Origin of the sequence: Pontibacter locisalis (assembly GCF_042684605.1) — a bacterium.
GTDB classification, from domain to species: Bacteria; Bacteroidota; Bacteroidia; order Cytophagales; family Hymenobacteraceae; genus Pontibacter; species Pontibacter locisalis.
Genome location: NZ_JBHULU010000039.1, coordinates 12844 through 30707, shown reverse-complemented (window position 1 = coordinate 30707; position 17864 = coordinate 12844). Strand labels below are relative to the sequence as shown.

At 43.9% G+C, this 17864-nt stretch carries 16 protein-coding genes; 6 read left to right on the top strand and 10 right to left on the bottom strand.

Annotation, left to right across the window (positions count from 1 at the left end; translation table 11 throughout):
• Window positions 1-19: 19 nt before the first annotated feature.
• The 3 genes from ACFSRY_RS20085 to ricT all read right to left on the bottom strand — a co-directional run bounded on the left by ACFSRY_RS20085 (window position 20) and on the right by ricT (window position 3202).
• Window positions 20-1114, bottom strand: a complete 1095-nt coding sequence (locus tag ACFSRY_RS20085) for an endonuclease/exonuclease/phosphatase family protein (protein WP_377512497.1) — start codon at window positions 1112-1114, stop codon at window positions 20-22.
• A 185-nt stretch (window positions 1115-1299) separates the two neighbouring features.
• Window positions 1300-1779 (bottom strand): gliding motility lipoprotein GldH, encoded by a 480-nt coding sequence (locus ACFSRY_RS20080; RefSeq protein ID WP_377512494.1) that lies wholly within the window; start codon window positions 1777-1779, stop codon window positions 1300-1302.
• Window positions 1772-3202: a regulatory iron-sulfur-containing complex subunit RicT gene (gene ricT / locus ACFSRY_RS20075; RefSeq protein WP_377512490.1), complete on the bottom strand. Its 1431-nt coding sequence runs from the start codon at window positions 3200-3202 to the stop codon at window positions 1772-1774. The genes ACFSRY_RS20080 and ricT overlap by 8 nt, the downstream gene beginning before the upstream one ends.
• 459 nt (window positions 3203-3661) lie before the next feature.
• Between ricT and ACFSRY_RS20070 the strand changes: the two genes are divergently transcribed.
• Entirely contained in the window at window positions 3662-5083 is a 1422-nt protein-coding gene (locus ACFSRY_RS20070; RefSeq protein WP_377512486.1) for a lipopolysaccharide biosynthesis protein, read from the top strand.
• A gap of 42 nt (window positions 5084-5125) precedes the next feature.
• Here ACFSRY_RS20070 and ACFSRY_RS20065 read toward each other — a convergent pair whose 3' ends face one another.
• A complete protein-coding gene (locus tag ACFSRY_RS20065) occupies window positions 5126-6283 on the bottom strand; it encodes a zinc-dependent alcohol dehydrogenase (protein ID WP_377512484.1) in 1158 nt (385 codons plus the stop codon).
• Window positions 6284-6450: 167 nt separating this feature from the next.
• Here ACFSRY_RS20065 and ACFSRY_RS20060 point away from each other — a divergent pair, with 167 nt between their 5' ends.
• Both ACFSRY_RS20060 and sugE read left to right on the top strand, forming a co-directional pair.
• A complete protein-coding gene (locus tag ACFSRY_RS20060; RefSeq protein WP_377512481.1) occupies window positions 6451-7338 on the top strand; it encodes a GNAT family N-acetyltransferase in 888 nt (295 codons plus the stop codon).
• On the top strand, window positions 7335-7664 hold the full coding sequence (gene sugE, locus ACFSRY_RS20055; protein ID WP_377512478.1) for a quaternary ammonium compound efflux SMR transporter SugE: 330 nt from the start codon (window positions 7335-7337) through the stop codon (window positions 7662-7664). Before ACFSRY_RS20060 ends, sugE begins: the two co-directional genes overlap by 4 nt.
• 3 nt (window positions 7665-7667) lie before the next feature.
• On the opposite strand, the gene ACFSRY_RS20050 is transcribed toward sugE, so the two are convergent.
• From ACFSRY_RS20050 to rsfS, 5 genes are all read right to left on the bottom strand, one after another.
• Window positions 7668-8498, bottom strand: coding sequence for a hypothetical protein (locus tag ACFSRY_RS20050; protein WP_377512475.1), 831 nt, complete (start codon window positions 8496-8498; stop codon window positions 7668-7670).
• The gene (locus tag ACFSRY_RS20045) at window positions 8488-9258 is read right to left on the bottom strand and encodes a UDP-2,3-diacylglucosamine diphosphatase (RefSeq protein ID WP_377512472.1); all 771 of its coding nucleotides are present in this window, start codon (window positions 9256-9258) and stop codon (window positions 8488-8490) included. Before ACFSRY_RS20045 ends, ACFSRY_RS20050 begins: the two co-directional genes overlap by 11 nt.
• Window positions 9242-9895, bottom strand: a complete 654-nt coding sequence (locus tag ACFSRY_RS20040; protein ID WP_377512469.1) for a LutC/YkgG family protein — start codon at window positions 9893-9895, stop codon at window positions 9242-9244. Before ACFSRY_RS20040 ends, ACFSRY_RS20045 begins: the two co-directional genes overlap by 17 nt.
• Window positions 9896-9905: 10 nt before the next feature.
• On the bottom strand, window positions 9906-12020 hold the full coding sequence (gene ftsH, locus ACFSRY_RS20035) for an ATP-dependent zinc metalloprotease FtsH (protein ID WP_377512466.1): 2115 nt from the start codon (window positions 12018-12020) through the stop codon (window positions 9906-9908).
• A gap of 66 nt (window positions 12021-12086) precedes the next feature.
• On the bottom strand, window positions 12087-12461 hold the full coding sequence (gene rsfS / locus ACFSRY_RS20030; protein ID WP_377512463.1) for a ribosome silencing factor: 375 nt from the start codon (window positions 12459-12461) through the stop codon (window positions 12087-12089).
• Between the two features lie 50 nt (window positions 12462-12511).
• Between rsfS and ACFSRY_RS20025 the strand changes: the two genes are divergently transcribed.
• Window positions 12512-13261: a biotin--[acetyl-CoA-carboxylase] ligase gene (locus ACFSRY_RS20025; protein ID WP_377512460.1), complete on the top strand. Its 750-nt coding sequence runs from the start codon at window positions 12512-12514 to the stop codon at window positions 13259-13261.
• Here ACFSRY_RS20025 and ACFSRY_RS20020 read toward each other — a convergent pair.
• Window positions 13254-13832, bottom strand: coding sequence for a YceI family protein (locus ACFSRY_RS20020; protein WP_377512457.1), 579 nt, complete (start codon window positions 13830-13832; stop codon window positions 13254-13256). The genes ACFSRY_RS20025 and ACFSRY_RS20020 overlap by 8 nt on opposite strands.
• Before the next feature lie 380 nt (window positions 13833-14212).
• Between ACFSRY_RS20020 and ACFSRY_RS20015 the strand changes: the two genes are divergently transcribed.
• Together ACFSRY_RS20015 and ACFSRY_RS20010 are read left to right on the top strand one after the other, a co-directional pair.
• The gene (locus ACFSRY_RS20015) at window positions 14213-14815 is read left to right on the top strand and encodes a T9SS type A sorting domain-containing protein (RefSeq protein ID WP_377512454.1); all 603 of its coding nucleotides are present in this window, start codon (window positions 14213-14215) and stop codon (window positions 14813-14815) included.
• 122 nt (window positions 14816-14937) lie between these two features.
• Window positions 14938-17864 (top strand): glycosyltransferase family 117 protein (locus tag ACFSRY_RS20010; protein WP_377512451.1); only part of this gene is annotated, 2927 nt, incomplete at its 3' end.

Sequence of the window (17864 nt, the reverse complement as noted above, 5' to 3'; positions counted from 1 at the left end):
CATTTTTGAGCGGGTTTTTTTATGACTTATGGTTTTCGCTTTTCTCGTGATTGCGCTCTTCTCCCTTTTCTAAACCTTCCTGTATCATCTCTTTTGCTTCTTCTTTCTCTTCAAGGTCAGCAACAGGGTGCTTCTGCTCTGACTCATGTTGAGGTTCATAGTTAAGGCTAATAGAGATCGGAAAGTGATCAGAACCAAACTTACCTAATCTTCTAAGAGTTATTAACCTAAAATCCTGATCATAGAATACATGGTCAAGGGGGTACCGGAAGAGAGGAATCAATGCGTTATAGGTATTATAAAATCCGCGACCCACACGTGGGTCAATCATGCTACTGATTTGTTTAAAGAGCTTTGTAGTTCTAGACCATGCCACATCATTCAGGTCACCGGCTACTATACTTGGGTAAGGTGTTTTCTTAGCTTCTTTCGCTACTATTAAAAGTTCTGCTTCACGGGTTTCTGTGTTCTGCATTAGGCGTGGAGGCTGTGGATGTACAGTAAACAGGTCAAACTTATGTCCGCTTGGTAACTCAACCACTGTGTAAAAAGAGGGAATGTCATCCTCTACTAAAAACCTTATCTCACTGTTCAGAAGCTTAAACTTGCTCCAGAATAGCATGCCATAGGTGTTCTCAAGTGGCTTCTTTATGGAATACGGAAACTTCTCCTCAAATTCCTTTCGCACGTTCTCATACCATATATGATTTGGTTCATTCATGATGAGCATGTCAGGATTTTCCTGTAGAACCAATTCCTTGAACTTATCATATTTATCATTTACCATGCGCACGTTAGCTATCATCAGCGTGAAAGCATTTGCGGGATGCTTCTGCTTTGTTTTTAAGGCCTCGGGATTAACTACTGGGGTAAAGTTAAAAACGTAGCGTACTTCATTTATAATGGCTGCGATCCAGACCATTATCATAGCATAGTCGGCAGTACTGTCTAATTCATATAAAGCCAGGTATGACAGGAGTATACCTGAAAGAAGGATAGCAACGTGTAAACGGGGAAAATCAAGTATTCTGATCCACCATAAAGGTGTGCGAATAATGGGGAGGAAAGAAAATAGGGTGAATATAAACCCCAATATAATAAGAGTGGTTTGCATGTTTTGCCAGTGCTTATAAAATATAATGTGAGTGCTAATGCATACTAATGCAGCTTATGTTTTGTTGCTGCTGTTTATAGTTCTTACGAGAACTTTATTCAGTAGATAGCTTTGACGAGCATCAAAAGAAAGAGGCCCTGCATCTCCTTAGATACAGGGCCTCTTTAGAGAAAAGCTATAGCTGGCTAGTCTTTATTAGAGTCTTTGGCCACACGAATTCCAACAGCCTGTACATGAGGCAATGGGTCACGGCGCATATATTGTGTTAAGGCTAACTCATACGTACCTTTCTTGCTAAACTTTACATCGTTTAGTGCCCGAATCTGCAAATCATAGGTGTCGCTGGAACCATCGCCCAGTGGTTTACCTGTTTTGGAATCCATTAGCAATACCTCATGTAGTTTAGATGATACAAGATTATCGTCTGGGCCAGTAAGCTGATGGCGGAGGTACAGGTTATAGTAATCGTACTGCAGGTTATACCGCACATTAAAGAAAATGTCGTACAGCTGCGTTGTGTCCTGTATCTCAAATTCAAATACCGGAGCATTGTCTATTTGCCAGTTGCTTTCCGGAAGCTCAACGTTTTTCTCATACACTCTCTCCGGATCACAGCTTGAAAGTAGCAGCAAAATTGCTGCCCAGATACCTGTAGCTTTATGCATTGTTTTGCGGTGGTTTATTCCCCTGGTCAGGTTTCTTTCCTCTAAAGGGCTTTCTGGATCGCTTTTTTTGCTTCTGCTCCGGATTAACATCTTGCTGACTTGCCTGGCCATCTGGTTTAGCGGCTTTTGGTTGTCTGTTTCCTCTATTTTCACGTGGCTCACGAACTTCACGCACTGGTCGGTTATCTCTACCCTCCCTTGGCTCTTTCTGTTCCCGCTGTTCACGTGGAGGTCTGCCTTCCTTATTGTCCTCTCTGCTCTTATTTTTGAAAGGCTTCTGCCTGCGTGGCTTCTGACCTTGTTCACCGCCTTTGTCTTCAGCTTCCTGCTTCCGTTCCTGTCTCGGCTGCTGTTGCTTTGAACCTTCGGCTTTTACCTGCTCTGGTTGCGCACCAATTCCAGGCTTTTTCTTTTTCTTCTTTTTCTTCTTTTTGCTCTTGAACTTATCATCAAGGCGCTCCAGGCTTCCTTCCACCTGTGCTACAAACTCGTTCTGCTTCGGCTCTTCCTGCGGCACAATAAGTAACGTATCTACTGCAACCCCTTTGGAGTTCAGTTCCAGTATCTCCTGAACACGTTCTACCGGAACAGCATACCAATTATTGTCACCCCTGTAACCAAACCACATCATTCTTTTAAAAATGTCGGTTTTTTGAAGGAAAGCATCTCCCTGCTGGGTCAGAAGCGGACGGCTAACGGTTGGAATGTCCTTCAGCGCATCCATATATGTTTCCAGTTCATAGTTGAGGCAGCACTTCAAGCGGCCACATTGTCCGGACAACTTACTTGGGTTTAGCGAAAGGTTCTGATAACGAGCCGCTGTGGTAGACACGCTTTTGAAATCAGTGAGCCAGGTAGAACAGCAAAGTTCACGCCCACATGATCCAATGCCGCCCAGACGGCCAGCTTCATGGCGCAGGCTTATCTGGCGCATTTCGATACGCACTTTAAATTCCTCTGCCAGTTTCCGAATCAAGTCACGGAAGTCTACGCGGTCATCTGCGGAGTAATAAAAAGTAGCTTTCGTTTTATCAGCCTGGTACTCTACATCAGACAGCTTCATCTTAAGGCTCAATTGCTGAATGATTTCACGGGCACGGTACATCGTGCTACCTTCCAGGTCACGGACTTCCTGGAACTTCTCCATGTCCTTTTCATTGGCAATGCGGTAGATGCTGCGAATTTCTTCGTTGTTCTCTACCTTTTTCTTCATCATCTGCAGGCGTACAAGCTCACCTTTTAATGATACAAAGCCAATGTGATGCCCGTTAGGCACATCAACTACCACGGCATCGCCTGTGGTCAGATCTATCCTGTTTTCATTACGGAAGAAGTCTTTACGCCCTCCCTTGAATCTTACCTCTACAATATCAAACTCCTCAAACGACACGGGTAAATCCATATCGCTGAGCCAGTCAAACACATTTAAACGGTTACAGCCTCCTGTGCTGCATCCGCCGTTGCTTTTGCAACCACCAACGCTGGTGCCACATCCGCCACTAGAACATGAACTACATCCCACTTTTATATCTCCTTTATATAGCCTGGGCTATTCTTGTTTTCAAATTGAATAAGAGTGCGTTAAAATCTAAGTGCTTCCTTCTATATCCACCAAACGTGATGGCAGAAAGCTTCTGATGGATTTCATAAGTGCTCTATTTGTGAGCAACCGGCTGTGAAATCTGAAATTCTAACATGCACTAAGTAACAAATATACTAATTTTTTAGGCTTTTGCTTTTCCAGCTCCTAAAAGTACAATGCTGGTAACGCTAGTAAAATAATTTTGGTGCAAAAGCAATTAATAATGTCTGTACGATCATCAAGTTACGAAAAAATGGCTTGTTTAAGGGAAGGCTGAAAATTAAAGTATAATTTTAGGAGATGCTTCGGAGGTTACTGTCACATGCGGCAATATATGGATTAGCGGCACAAGTGCCCCGGGTGGCCGGTATCCTGACGCTGCCCATCATTACACAGTACCTCACCACCGTCGACTATGGTGTAGCTGGGGTAGTAACGGCTTATGTGCTTGCCCTGAATACACTGCACTCATTAGGATTATCGGTCGTAATGATAAGCAGCTTCGCTCGCTATCCAACGCGCTATCAGTGGATATGGCGGCAGTTGCATGGTTTTTTATCTGTGTGGTCAATAGCTTTCGGATTTGTTTTGGGAGCTGTGCTATGGTGGGGAATCCCTGCCGAGGCCGCTGAGAACCGTTGGGAAATAATTCTGTTGCAGGTGCTGCCTGTTATGTTCCTGGGAGTAACTGAGTTTCAGGCAATGTTCCTGTACCAGATTTCTCAGCGCCCCTTTCCTGTTGCGCTACGTTCTTTTATTGTCGGGATTACAACGGTAGGTATAAATATTTACACGATAGCTTACCTGAAACTGGGGTATATGGGGTGGTTCTACAGTAACTTCTTTGGCAGTATCGTTGGTTTTTTACTCTATGCATATCCTTTTTACTTCAAAGAGAAGCTGTGGCCAATTCTTAGATTCAGGTGGAGCCGTATAAAGCAATCTTTACAAGTATCCATACCGGTGATACCACATCATTTCTCTTTCTTCCTGCTGGATGCATCAGATAAACTGGTGATGGATGTACTGCGGGTGCAGGTGCCCCGCATTGGTTTGTATAATATCGCTTCCAGCTTTGGTCTTTACTTCATGGCTGCCTCAAACGCTGTTGTACAGGCTGCCTCTCCTTTTTATATACAGTACATAGCGCAGCCCAACAATGAGAAAACTGCCAGGCAGGCACGAGACCTGACCTTTGCTCTGCAGGCCCTTTTTCTTATTGTAACTTTTATGCTTTGTTTATGGCTAAAGGAGCTTTTTATTTTATTGATCAGGAATGAGGAACTGCGCCAGGCTTATCCGTTGGCCATCATCATTTTAATGGGGTACAATTATAAGCCGATGTACCTGGGGGCAACAAATCAACTTGTATATAGAGAGCATACAAAGGTGCTTTGGAAGATATCTTCTGTGGCAGGTGTAGGTAATGTGCTGTTGAATATTGTGCTGATACCTCTATACGGTATACAGGCGGCAGCCCTTACAACTTTCGTATCGCTGATGTACATGGGCTATTCAGGATACTTGCTGAAGGAATACAGGCAGATGTCTTTGGTTAATTATTATCCGTGGTTGTGGTTGTCGCTGACAGTGATTGCTCTGCTTGTAGTGTACCTGTTGGCAGATATAAATCTGTTTATGAAGACTTTTATTACCGCGGGTGTGGGTATTGGAGCAATAGCTGTTTACTGGTTCTCTGGAAACAGAATCAGTAAAAGCTAAACGAGGGAAAGAGTATCCCCCGTTTAGTGTTATATTTCTCTTTTACGGCTTTAAAACTACTTTAACACAGTTATCTTTTTTATGCTTAAAAATCTCATAGCCGTACGGAGCCTGCTCCAGAGGCAAGGTGTGCGTAATGATATCGTGCAAAGTTACTTTGCCTTCCTGTACAAGCTTCATCAGGTGATCAATATAAGTATGTACAGGCGCCTGTGTTCCCATTAACGTAACTCCTTTATCAAACCATCTGTAGATTGGGAAGTTATCGAAAGCTGACCCATAAACACCAACCACGCTTACAATGCCTGCTCTTCTAACTGCCCTTAAGCATGTCTCGAGTACCTTTGGCGTACCTTTCTCCATGTTAAATACAGCTTTTGCTTTATCAAAGAAGCTGCGGTCTGCTTCCATGCCTACAGCATCAATACAAACATCTGCTCCGCGGCCTTCTGTCATGCTGCGAATCTCTTCTACTACCTGGTCCTGATTCCTCCAAAGAATTGTTTCGGAGTTAGCAGATTTCTTAACCATGTCTAAGCGGTACTGTTGAACGTCTACGTTTACCACCCTTCCCGCGCCCATCAACCAGGCAGATTTAGCTGCCATGATACCAACAGGGCCAGCTCCAAATATGGCTACTGTTTCACCGCCTTTTATTCTTCCCCAATCGGCAGCAGCCCAACCTGTTGGGAAAATATCGGTAAGAAAAAGTACTTGCTCATCTGTCAGTTCATCGGGTACAATGCGAGGACCATAATCAGCATAGGGCACACGTACATATTCTGCCTGACCTCCTCGGTAGCCGCCGTACAGATCAGTGTACCCGAACAAAGCGGCTCCTTTCTGTGATAAGAAAGCACCGTCGGGGCCATAGTTTTTATTTGAGTTTTCGCACTGGGTAGGCCATTGGTGGTTACAGAAGAAGCAGGTGCCACAGGCTATGGGAAAAGGAACCACCACGCGGTCACCTACTTTTAGATTTTTAACAGCAGGACCCACTTCTTCTACTATACCCATAAATTCGTGGCCTACAACCATATCCTTCATTTGAGGAATGAACCCATCAAGAATATGAAGGTCGGAGCCGCAGATAGCGGTAGAGGTAACACGAATAACAGCATCACGTGGATCCTCGATCCGAGGGTCATCAACGGTATCAACGCTCACATCGTTGATCTTGTGAAATACTAGTGCTTTCATAGTTTTATAATGTTAGAGTTTAGGAACGGCCGGATACATTGCCGGCGAAATACAATTTATAACGACTTAGTGCTGCAACTAGTTATGAATGTATGCTTTACTCCAACCAGAACCTCTTTATTCCCTTGCAGAACTTTCCTACATTTAAGGGTTAAAAATAAAATTATATGCGTCAACTTTATTTAACTACCCTAACAGAACATGAGATGCCGTTGCTGCACAAAACGTTTCTTAAAGCTTTTGCAGATTACTTGGTGCCGATTCAGCTAAATGAGGAGCAGTTTAAAGCAAAGCGGAAGAGGGAGGGTGTTATGCCTGAGTTTTGTGTCGCAGCTTTTGATGGGGATGAAATGGTTGGTTTCATCATTACTGGTTTAGGAGAATGGTTAGGTAAACCAACTGCTTATAATGGGGGAACAGGTGTTTTGCCTGCATACCGGAATCAACAGCTTACACGCAGACTCTATGCTTTCTTGGTGCACAAGTTACAGGAAAGTGGGGTAGAACAATGTATTCTGGAGGTGATACAGGAAAATACTCCAGCTATAAAAAGTTATGAAAGTGCTGGAATGACTGTAACCCGATCCCTTGACTGCTTCAAGTCTTCTAAAGAAGAACTGTTACTGAGTGTGGAGGCACCTGAAGATATAACCATTGTAACAGCATTGAAGCCGGCATGGAATATATATCAGGAGTGGTGGGACATGGTGCCCACCTGGCAGAATTCAGTAGATGCCGTGAAGCGAAGTAAAGAAGATGCTATGATTCTGGAGGCTCGTGACAAGGATAAGAATACTTGTGGGTATGTTGCTTTTTATCCTAAAAGTGGATCTGTTGCTCAGCTTGGTGTGCATAGAAGTTACCGCGGAGCTGGTATAGGTACGGCTCTGCTTCGTGAAGTTGTAAAATTAGTGGAGGTTCCGCATTTATTAATAATTAACATAGACAACACAGCATCAGATTTTATACATTTTGTTAAGAGGCGCCATTTTAAGCGTTTCCTGGGACAATTTGAAATGTTGATGCCTGCTTCAGCTAATAATAGTAAGATATGAAAACAGCATGGGTATACCTGGTTTTGGCAGGGCTTTGTGAAATTGGCTGGGCCTTTGGGCTTAAGTACAGCGAGGGTTTTACAAAACTGGGTGTGAGTGTCATAACCGTTATAGTTATGATATTGAGTTTTGTGCTACTTGCACAGGCTATGAAAGAGTTGCCTTTAGGTACGGCTTATGGAATCTGGACAGGAATTGGCGCGGCGGGTACCGCTATACTCGGAATTGTTTTTCTTGACGAGTCTCGTGATCTGATCCGCATCATTTGCTTATTGCTGATCATTGCCGGGGTAGTTGGACTGAAGGTGTTTTCAGGAGCCGACTAGAGGCTACTGTAGCCAGTTATATACTTCTACTGTTTTAGGTGTGATTAAGTATAAAAATCCCTCACCAACCAAGGCTGAAACAAATGCTTTGGTTTTGGGCAATGCATAAGATCTTCTTTCTGAGGAATAGAGGTCTAGGAAATGAAGTTCACCTTCCTGAATGAAATACATATCGTTGTTGTGGAAGCCTATGTAGCTCAAGCCGGGGAGGAGAAGTTTCTTTTTGTAATTCCCAAGGTTGTCAAACACAAATACCCCATTGGCATCCAGCATGTACACCATGTTTTGATACTCCCTTAACTGCTTTACGTCAAACCGTTCTCTGTCCAGTATCAGATTTAAGGGAGTTTCTACAACAGTCTTTCTGAGCTGCAAATCTAATTTGCTTAGCACCAGGTTTGTTTCATCAAACAACCAGAAGCTATCATCTGATGCAAGAGAGGCTACTTTTGCAGTACCCTGGTAGTTGATGTCTGTGAGATCAGTGCTGATGATAGGGCGTAAGAACCTGTCCAAGAGAAGCACTTCCTGTCTATCCCGGTAGAAAACCATGACCTTCATAGGATTCCATGCATCGATGATGCTAATGCGCCCCCGAACAGGTGGAGAGTAGTTTCCTAATGGACGACCTAGCGGATCGAGGCGGAGCAGATTGCTGTTTAGACCGAGAAAGTAAATGTTGCCACTACGATCTTTGGAAATGGTAGTGGGGGAACTAAGCGCAACACTATGACTATACTCCAGCTTCGGCACAAGCAGGGGGAAATCCTGAGCCTGAGTTGCTGTAAACAACAACGTGAGCAAAAGTATTAGTATGAGTGGTTTAGGCTTCAAATGTTTCCAGCTTTAGTTTCTCTCCATCATAGACTCCATAAGTGCAAAAACTGACCCATTCTCCAAGGTTTAAGTAGCGGCTATTTGTACCAATGGGTACATCTAGAGGCAGGTGCCTGTGTCCGAATATGTAGTAATCATGATGCTTCTTCTCCTGTACTTCATGGCAATACTGAACCAGCCATTCTTCATCTCCCAGAAAAGACTCATCTTTTTTGATGTTACTGATGCGGCTTCTGCGGGACCACATGTTCGCAACTCCAATTCCGAGGTTAGGATGTAAACGGGCAAACAACCACTGGCAGGCTTTATTGTTAAACACCTTTTTCAGTACTTTATAAGTATGGTCGCCGGGGCCAAGGCCATCTCCGTGGCCAATGTAGAAGGTTTTACCTCCTATGCTGGTTGAGATGGGATCTCTAAGTATAGGAATATTAAGTTCCTCTGTAAAATAGTCAAACATCCACATGTCGTGGTTCCCTGTGAAAAAAAGCACAGGAATACCCGCATCGGTTAGTTCCGCCAACTTACCCTGAAGTCTGGCAAAGCCCTTTGGTATAGCGTGTTTGTATTCAAACCAGAAGTCGAAGATATCGCCTAAAAGCAAAATAGCAGCAGCATCGTGCCGCGCCATCTCCAGCCACCTGACAATCTTTTTTTCTCTTTCTTTACTGGTTTTGGCATCAGGTACTCCTAAATGAAAGTCGGAGGCGAAGTACACTTTCTTACCTGGTTCCAGTTCATTAATGTGGAAGGTCATCTATCAGGAAAAGTACGAGCTGCTTAGGGCCATGAGCACCCATTACCAATGTTTTTTCTATATCGGCGGTACGGCTTGGTCCGCTTACCATTGACAACATAGAAGGAAAGTTCTCCTTGTACTTGTTCCGCACACGCTGCAGGCCATCCTTTATATCTGTTACCAACTGGCTCGCCTTAGCAATAACCATATGTGTAGCAGGATAAATGCTTAAGCGTCTTCCGCCTGCGTTTGATGAGCTAACCATTATACTGCCTGTGCGGGTAATAAGTGCCTCGCATGTTGTCAGGCTGGCTTCAGCATCGCGTACAAAATTTTCCTGATCAGCGGAGAATTCTATGCCGGCATGGTGTAAGGCATTTTGCAGTACAGGCTCCCACACATATATATGCTGCAGGTTCTGCTCTTTCTTATAAATGAAAAGCTGATCAAAAAAATCCTCCTCATTATCGCAGTACACAAATACTCCGGCGTTCCGGATAAAGTTTTCTGCAAAAATCACCGACATGTCTTCAGTAGGTACCGGAGCGTGTAATGGTGAGGTGAAATCCGGGGTAGGAGGCAGAAAAGGCGCCGACTTAGCCAGCGCCTCTCTTACTCTTCTCAATACTATTTCTTTTGACTTTGCTTCGTACATGCCTGTTCTATCAAGCTGTTCGTGAGTTTACGTTATCTCTTTCGGGTGAACTTCCATTGCCAAGTGGAGTGCCGGGTACGCTTCCCTCTGTTTGTTCAGGATGCTCTGTAAGCCCTTCTTCCACAGGGTGGCCCTGCTCCACTTCACTTTTTGTCTGGCTACGGTCTGTTCCTGCTGTGTGCGCCTGGTATGTAGTAAGTGCCTCAAAAGGACGCTTACCAACTAAACGCTCCAGGTCACTCTGGAATAAAATCTCTTTCTCCAGTAGTTCCTTGGCAACAATTTCCAGTTCGTTGTATTTGTCTTTTAGCAGGCTTTTTGTACGCTGGTAGGCAGAGTCAATGATCTTGCGCACCTCCTCATCAATAGTTTCGGCAGTAGCTTCAGAATATGGTTTATTAAAGGCCATATCCGTTTGCTTGGAGTCGTAAAACGAAACATTGCCAATCTTGGAGTTCATGCCGTACATGGTTACAATACTATAAGCCATCTTGGTGATTCGCTCCAGGTCACTTAATGCTCCTGTGGAAATCTTGCCAAATATGATTTCTTCAGCGGCACGACCACCGAGGGCCATACACATCTCATCTATTAACTGCTCAGTAGTATAAAGGAACTGCTCTTTTGGCAGGTACTGCGCATAACCCAGAGCGGCAACACCACGAGGTACAATACTTACTTTTACCAACGGATCAGCATGTTCTAAGAACCATCCTGCAATAGCGTGGCCAGCTTCGTGGTAAGCAACAATTTTCTTCTCTTCAGGAGAGATTATCTTGTTCTTCTTCTCCAAACCACCGATCACACGGTCAACAGCATCGTTGAAATCCTGCTGATCTACAGCTTTCTTATTACGACGGGCTGCAATAAGGGCGGCCTCGTTACAAACATTGGCAATTTCGGCACCGGCAAAACCGGGTGTCTGAGCAGCCAGTTTTCTTGCATCTACATCAGACGCCAGAGTTAGTGGCTTTAGGTGCACTTCAAATATTTCAGTACGCCCGTTGATGTCTGGCTTGTCTATACTGATCTGGCGGTCGAAACGGCCAGGTCGTAGTAAAGCAGAGTCAAGCGTGTCTGGGCGGTTAGTGGCTGCAAGTATAATTACACCTGAGTCAGTTGCAAAACCATCCATCTCCACAAGCAGGGAGTTCAGGGTGTTCTCACGCTCATCATTACCACCTGGCGTAGCACCACGGCTACGGTGACGACCAATGGCATCAATCTCATCAATAAAGATGATACAGGGTGCCTTGGCTTTGGCTTGTTTGAACAAGTCTCGAACACGTGCAGCACCCACACCTACGAACATCTCCACGAAATCGGAACCAGACAGTGAGAAGAAAGGCACATCGGCCTCACCTGCCACAGCTTTTGCGAGCAATGTTTTACCTGTTCCCGGAGGTCCTACCAGCAAAGCACCTTTTGGTATTTTACCACCAAGAACAGTGAATTTGGATGGGTTCTTCAGGAACTCCACAATTTCCTGCACCTCTTCTTTTGCTTCTTCAAGGCCTGCCACATCCTTAAATGTGATTTTTACCTTATTTTCAGCGTCGAACAGGGCAGCTTTAGATTTGCCAATGTTAAAGATCTGTCCACCAGCACCACCGGATGTTACGCGGCGCATCAGGAACCAAAAACCAAAAACAAGAAGTATCAGGAAGCCCCACTGCAGGAAGAAATCACCAAAGCCTGTACGGTCTACAAGGCTATAGCCTATGCGTTGGTCTTTTGGAACATCCTTTTGAAGTTCTTCCAGGTCTTCTTTAAAAGACTCAGCAGAAATAACCTGGAAGTGGTACTGTGGACCAGAATCCACGGTAACCAAGCCGCGATTATCCAGTTCCTGTTGATACTTATCATTGTTCAGTGCTTCTTCTTTCAGAAACACCTCTACTGTTTTGCCATTTACGATGTTCAGTTTCTTTACATCGCCACTAAGTAGCATCTCCTCAAACTCTTGCTGAGTAGTTTCTACAGAGGAGTTGCTTTTGTTAAGATAGGTCAATCCGAAGATCAGCAGAATCAGCACCGCCAGCATCCACAACTGCATAGTTGGGCGCGGAGGCGTGTTCGGGATCATTGGCTTTTTCTTTTTGTTACCTTTATTTTTATCTGCCATTGAAGTTTAGTTTCAGTTAATTGGAAACACTGGCTAACACCAAAAGTTTAGCTACGGCTTAATTTGTTAAACAGTGTCTACGTGTTTGATGCTGGCGTCGCCCCATAGCTCTTCCAGTGCATAAAATTCCCGCTTATCTTTTAAAAATATATGTGCTACAACATCTACATAATCAAGTAGCACCCATTCCTTATTTATGCGACCTTCACTCTGCCACGGATTTTGTTTGATGGCTTTAAACACTTCTTCTTCAATCGAAGTGGCTATGGCGTCTAACTGTGTGTCGGAGGTAGCTGACGCTATTACGAAGTAATCAGATACAGCGTTTTTAAGTGACTTTAGGTTTATTATTACTATATCGGAGGCTTTTTTCTCCTGCATTCCTTTTACTACAAGTTCTGCCAATATGTCTGAATTAGCATCGCCCTTGGTTTCTTTCATCTGCTATACTTAAATTTGATGTACAAAAGTATTAAATTCTTAGTTAATCTATGGTGCCTAATACGCTGTTTATAGGCCAGCAGCTATACTTTCTGCCTGCCTGCTCTTCTACAAATTCTGAGGCCCAGCAACTTCTTATCAAAAATGAAGCCACAGAGGGCTGCACGGTAGTCACTGCACAACAAACGGCAGGACGAGGTCAGCGGGGCAACACCTGGGAGGCCGAGCCAGGCAAAAATATAACACTTTCTGTTGTACTGTCACCGAAATTCTTAGCAGTCAAGCACCAGTTCTATCTTAATATGGCCGTGTCATTGGCAGTGCTGGACCTGCTGCATGAGTTTGGTGCAAAACAGGCGCAGGTTAAGTGGCCCAACGATTTATTCTTTCAAGATAGGAAACTTGGCGGGATTTTAATAGAAAATGCTATTAATAGCCTGACTTTACAACACAGTATTGTTGGGATTGGTTTAAATGTGAACCAGCTTCAGTTTGGTTATACAACGGCAACCTCTTTGGCTAAAATATTAGGAAACAGCTTAGATCTGGAGAAAGTTACTTTAAGGTTGCTGGAATTGCTTGAGAAGCGATACCTGGAGTTGCGGAACGGGAAGACTGCTAAATTGAAATATGAATACCTCCAATCATTGTACAGGTACCAGGAAGAGCATTTTTTCTCTGTAGACAACAAGCTGGTGAAGGGGCAGATCCTGGGAGTTGGAGAAGATGGCCGGCTGGCTGTAGAGGTAAACGGGGAGGTGCGTTACTTTGCCTTCAAAGAAATCTCCTACGTTATTTAGTCCGCCGCTTCTGATTAAGGGTAACTGCTCCAACGGCAGGATCAGTAGGTAGTAAATGCATCTCAAGCCTTACATCAATGCTTTCTGCCATATAGGCATTTGTTAGCTTCGGGGACTCAATGTGATGATCTTTGGTGCTAACAATAAATGCAGACTGAAGAATGAGCTTGTTTCCTTTTTCTACCAAAGTACCTTTGATGGTTCTTCGTTTAGAAACTCCGTGTATTGTGAGCACTCCCTGAGCCGTAACCTCTTTAGTTTTACCCAACGTGTAGTTCAATAACTTACCATTGAAAGTCGCTCTTGCGTAGCGATTGCTTTCCATATATTTATCGTTGAAGCGCTCCTGCATGAGGGAATTTGGAAACTGAAAGGACTTAACAGGAATTTCAAATTGAAGTTTACCTGACTTTAAATCAATACTGCCGATTATTTCTGAAGATGTGCCTTTTATAAGGTCAAGCGGGGCGCCGGCTGAAAAGGAAACCTGGCCGTTCCCGTTATAGGTTTGTGCATGACTAACCTCAACGCAAAGCAATAAGGTTAGCAGTAGCAAGTATAACGATTTCATAGTAGTAAGAGCAAGTGTATCTGTAGTAATATAAACCTTGATGTAAGGTATATGGTTGCGCCTTCTGGCAGGAAAGAATGGCCTGTGTTATAAACGTTTTATTAGACTCTTGCAAAAGTTACTTTTGTTCTGGTAATAATTGCTTTTGTGAGGTAGCTTCTTCACTTGTTTTAGTAAACCGGAATTAGTTTGCAAGAGCAATAATTCTTTTTTTGAGAGATCAGGCATTGTTTTTGAAATAAGTACTCCTGAGCTGCCTTGCCGCTGTATCTGGTTTATTTACAAATATTTTAGAAATTATATTTAAACTTCAGTCATTATAAGGTATATTTGGCTCTTGTATGTCGAAGTGAAGTACAAGTTTATTTTGAGACGACCTTATGAAGAATTTTACGAAACTATTTTTTATAGCCACCCTTATCACTTCTCATTTGCTGGGGTTTGCAGCAAATGCTAACAGTTCTGCAGCTGGAGTGGCACCAGTTTACAAAGGTGGTACCACAACCTGGAAGTTAATTCAAGAGAAGGGGGCGCAACTGAGTGTGTCTGCTCAGAATGCACGCCCTGCTTTTGTGAAAAATGAAGAGGAGCATTCTTGTTCAAAGATATATGCTTCGGCTGTTAGTCAGGCATTCCATGTAGTTGAGAATAAGACAAGCAAGGGAGTTTTCGTTAATAATACGGTGAGCCTGGCTTCTATAGCGCCATCACGTAATATAAAGGCAATGCCTTCTATCAACGCATATCCCAACCCTTCTAAGGGCATAACAAGGCTTTCTCTTAGCCTTCCGGGTGCAAATGAGAACTATAAGATCAGAATCTCCAATACCATCGGAAAAGTTCTGTATGTGAATGAATTGATGCCAGCTGAGAAACTGGAAGTGGAGTTGAATATGACCAGCCTGCCATCAGGTATTTACTTTTACAGTCTGCTGGTGAACGACAAAACAGTGGAAACAAAGCGTCTTGTCCTTCAGAAATAGTAGCTATAGGCTATATCAGATATAGAAAGCCGGTTTTATAGCCGGCTTTTTTATTTAAAATGCTAAAATTTTAAAGCCGCGTTACATTATTTAGTATTTTCGGGGCTGAATCAATTAAAGCTATGACGGATTATCGTAAGATAAATAACCTCGTGGGCTGGGTCGTGTTCCTTATCGCGACTACAGTGTATGTGTTAACGCTGGAACCAACTGCCAGCTTTTGGGATGCAGGTGAGTTTATTGCCACCTCGTACAAATTACTCGTTCCGCACCCTCCTGGAGCTCCTTTCTATCTGCTCGTAGGGCGTATTTTCTCCATGTTCGCCAGTGATCCTACTCAGGTGGCGTGGTGGGTTAATTTGCTGTCGGCCTTGAGTAGTTCGTTTACGGTGTTGTTTTTGTTTTGGACGATCACCATACTTGCCAAAAAACTCCTGATTAAGGAAGGTGCCATGCCAACAAAAGGAAATGTTCTTTTGATTATGGGAAGTGGTGTGGTAGGAGCGCTGGCTTATACCTTTTCTGATTCTGCCTGGTTTTCAGCAGTAGAGGCCGAAGTATATGCTATGTCGTCCTTTTTTACAGCAATTGTTTTCTGGGCAATATTACGTTGGGAAGCAAAAGTAGGGGAGGCGCATTCAGATAAGTGGTTAGTTCTAATCGCCTACCTGGTAGGTCTGTCTATTGGAGCTCACTTATTGAACCTAGTCACGATTCCGGCTTTAGCCTTTATTTACTACTTCCGTTTGTATAAGCCAACCTTTTGGGGAGGCGTGATAGCTTTCGCTATCAGTGCAATTATCGTAGTTGCTATCTTGTGGGGTGTAATACCTGGTTTGCCAACGGTAGCTGGTAGCTTCGAGGTGTTCTTTGTTAACTCGTTGGGTCTGCCCTTTGGCTCAGGTGTGATCACTTTCGTTCTCCTGTTAATTATTGCGATTGTAATTGGCCTGCGGTACTCGATCAAACATAACAGACGGGTGCTCAACACAGCTATCTTGAGCTTTATTTTCGTCCTTATCGGATATTCATCTTATATGATGATTCCTATACGTTCCTCTTATGAACCAACGATAGATGAGAATGATCCGGATGATATTCTAACCTTTGTTGCTTACCTGAAACGTGAGCAGTACGGAGATAGGCCTTTACTGTATGGGCCCCAGTACAATGCTCAACCAGTAGACCAGGAACAGGGTGCACCACGCTATGTAAAAGGCAAAGACCGGTACATTGAGACAGGCCGCAAAATTGAACCTGTTTATGATAGTAAAGATAAAACTCTGCTGCCTCGAATTTACAGCGATCAGCCACAGCATATAGATGAGTATAAGAAGTGGGTTGATCTGCGTGAGGGGCAAGCGCCAACCTTTGGACAAAATCTTAGCTTCATGTTCCGTTATCAGCTGGGCCACATGTACTGGCGCTACTTTTTATGGAATTTTGTCGGGCGGGAAAGTGATGTGCAGAACGCTGGCGTACTGTGGTTTGGGAAAGATGATCCCAACGCACCAGAGCGAGTGCTTGAGAGTGAAGCGCGTAACAGCTTCTATTTGCTGCCTTTGCTGTTGGGGATACTGGGGCTGATTTACCAGGTGCGTAAGGATGAGAAGAATGCTTTTGTGATAGGTCTTTTGTTCTTCTTTACGGGTATTGCGATTGCATTATACCTGAACCAACCACCCGTGGAGCCTCGCGAACGCGACTATACTTTTGCCGGATCCTTTTATGCCTTTAGTATCTGGATAGGACTTGGTGTAGTCGGGCTGGGAGAATTGCTAAGTAAATTCCTCAAAAGCACCAATGTAAGGGCTGCAGTAGCCACAGTTGTTGGTCTTGCCATTCCTGGAATAATGGCAGTTGAAGGTTGGGATGATCATGATCGTTCAGACCGTTACCAGTCAGTTGATTCTGCTAAAAACCTGCTGGATTCTGTAGCGCCAAACGGTATACTGTTTACGAATGGCGATAACGACACGTTCCCACTGTGGTATGCGCAGGAGGTGGAAGGGTATCGTACCGATGTGCGTGTAGCTGTATTGAGCTATCTTAACACGGACTGGTACATCGATCAGATGAAGCAGCAATCATATGAATCAGATCCTTGGCCGCTCACGCTTGGTATGGAAAATTACCGTCAGGGTACAAATGATTACCTGCCTTACGTGGAGCGCCCACAGGTTGCCGCCGGTATAGACCTTGAGCAGTTCATAAGCTTGGTAAAGCAGAATCATCCGGCTTTACAGGTGCAGTATGGCCAGGGTACAACACTACTTACTTTCCCTACCAAAAATTTCTCACTTAATGTAGATAAAGCAAAAGTTGATAGCATGAACTTTGTGCCAGAGTATAAGGAGGATGAAATAGTGGACCGTATGCAATGGACGATAAACAAATCTATATTAGAGAAGAAGCATCTTGTAATGCTTGACTTACTGGCAACTAATAACTGGAAACGTCCGATTTATTTTTCAACTACTGTAAACAGTGCTGACTTTATTGGTTTGTCTAATTACTTTCAGTTAGATGGATTAGCCTATCGTGTGGTGCCTGTAAAAACTGCAGATGAAGACCAACAGGGCTATGTGAACAAGGAGGTGATGTATGATAACCTGATGAACAAGTTCAGCTTCCGAAACTTTGATAACCCGGATATTTTCTATGATGACAATTATCTCCGTTTCTCTGCAAATGCCCGTGATAAGTTCGCAAAACTAGCGATAGCCTATTTGGAAGATGGTAATGTGAAGCGTGCTAAGGAGGTGATCAATCGTAGCTTTGAAGTGTTCCCGGCAGAGTCGGTGCCATATGACTACTACACCCCGCAATTCATACCTTTGCTAGCTGCGGTAGGTGAAGAAGCCAAAGCTAAAGAAGTGCTTGAGTCGATGGCGAAGAGTTCAGCAAAGTCCCTCGACTACTATTTTGCTAAGGGAGCTTTGTTTGATACAGAGATCCAGACAAACATGATTATACTGCAGCAGTTAATAGGTGCTGCAGAAGAGTTAGGTATGCAGCAGCGGGCTGAGCAACTACAGCAGCAGTTTAT

Excerpts from the sequence above, each read along its gene's own strand:
- ACFSRY_RS20085 (WP_377512497.1), bottom strand. The coding sequence starts at position 1,114 with ATGCAAACCACTCTTATTATATTGGGGTTTATATTCACCCTATTTTCT.
- ACFSRY_RS20080 (WP_377512494.1), bottom strand. The coding sequence starts at position 1,779 with ATGCATAAAGCTACAGGTATCTGGGCAGCAATTTTGCTGCTACTTTCA.
- ACFSRY_RS20070 (WP_377512486.1), top strand. The coding sequence starts at position 3,662 with ATGCTTCGGAGGTTACTGTCACATGCGGCAATATATGGATTAGCGGCA.
- ACFSRY_RS20065 (WP_377512484.1), bottom strand. The coding sequence starts at position 6,283 with ATGAAAGCACTAGTATTTCACAAGATCAACGATGTGAGCGTTGATACC.
- ACFSRY_RS20060 (WP_377512481.1), top strand. The coding sequence starts at position 6,451 with ATGCGTCAACTTTATTTAACTACCCTAACAGAACATGAGATGCCGTTG.
- sugE (WP_377512478.1), top strand. The coding sequence starts at position 7,335 with ATGAAAACAGCATGGGTATACCTGGTTTTGGCAGGGCTTTGTGAAATT.
- ACFSRY_RS20045 (WP_377512472.1), bottom strand. The coding sequence starts at position 9,258 with ATGACCTTCCACATTAATGAACTGGAACCAGGTAAGAAAGTGTACTTC.
- ACFSRY_RS20040 (WP_377512469.1), bottom strand. The coding sequence starts at position 9,895 with ATGTACGAAGCAAAGTCAAAAGAAATAGTATTGAGAAGAGTAAGAGAG.
- ftsH (WP_377512466.1), bottom strand. The coding sequence starts at position 12,020 with ATGGCAGATAAAAATAAAGGTAACAAAAAGAAAAAGCCAATGATCCCG.
- rsfS (WP_377512463.1), bottom strand. The coding sequence starts at position 12,461 with ATGAAAGAAACCAAGGGCGATGCTAATTCAGACATATTGGCAGAACTT.
- ACFSRY_RS20025 (WP_377512460.1), top strand. The coding sequence starts at position 12,512 with ATGGTGCCTAATACGCTGTTTATAGGCCAGCAGCTATACTTTCTGCCT.
- ACFSRY_RS20020 (WP_377512457.1), bottom strand. The coding sequence starts at position 13,832 with ATGAAATCGTTATACTTGCTACTGCTAACCTTATTGCTTTGCGTTGAG.
- ACFSRY_RS20015 (WP_377512454.1), top strand. The coding sequence starts at position 14,213 with ATGAAGAATTTTACGAAACTATTTTTTATAGCCACCCTTATCACTTCT.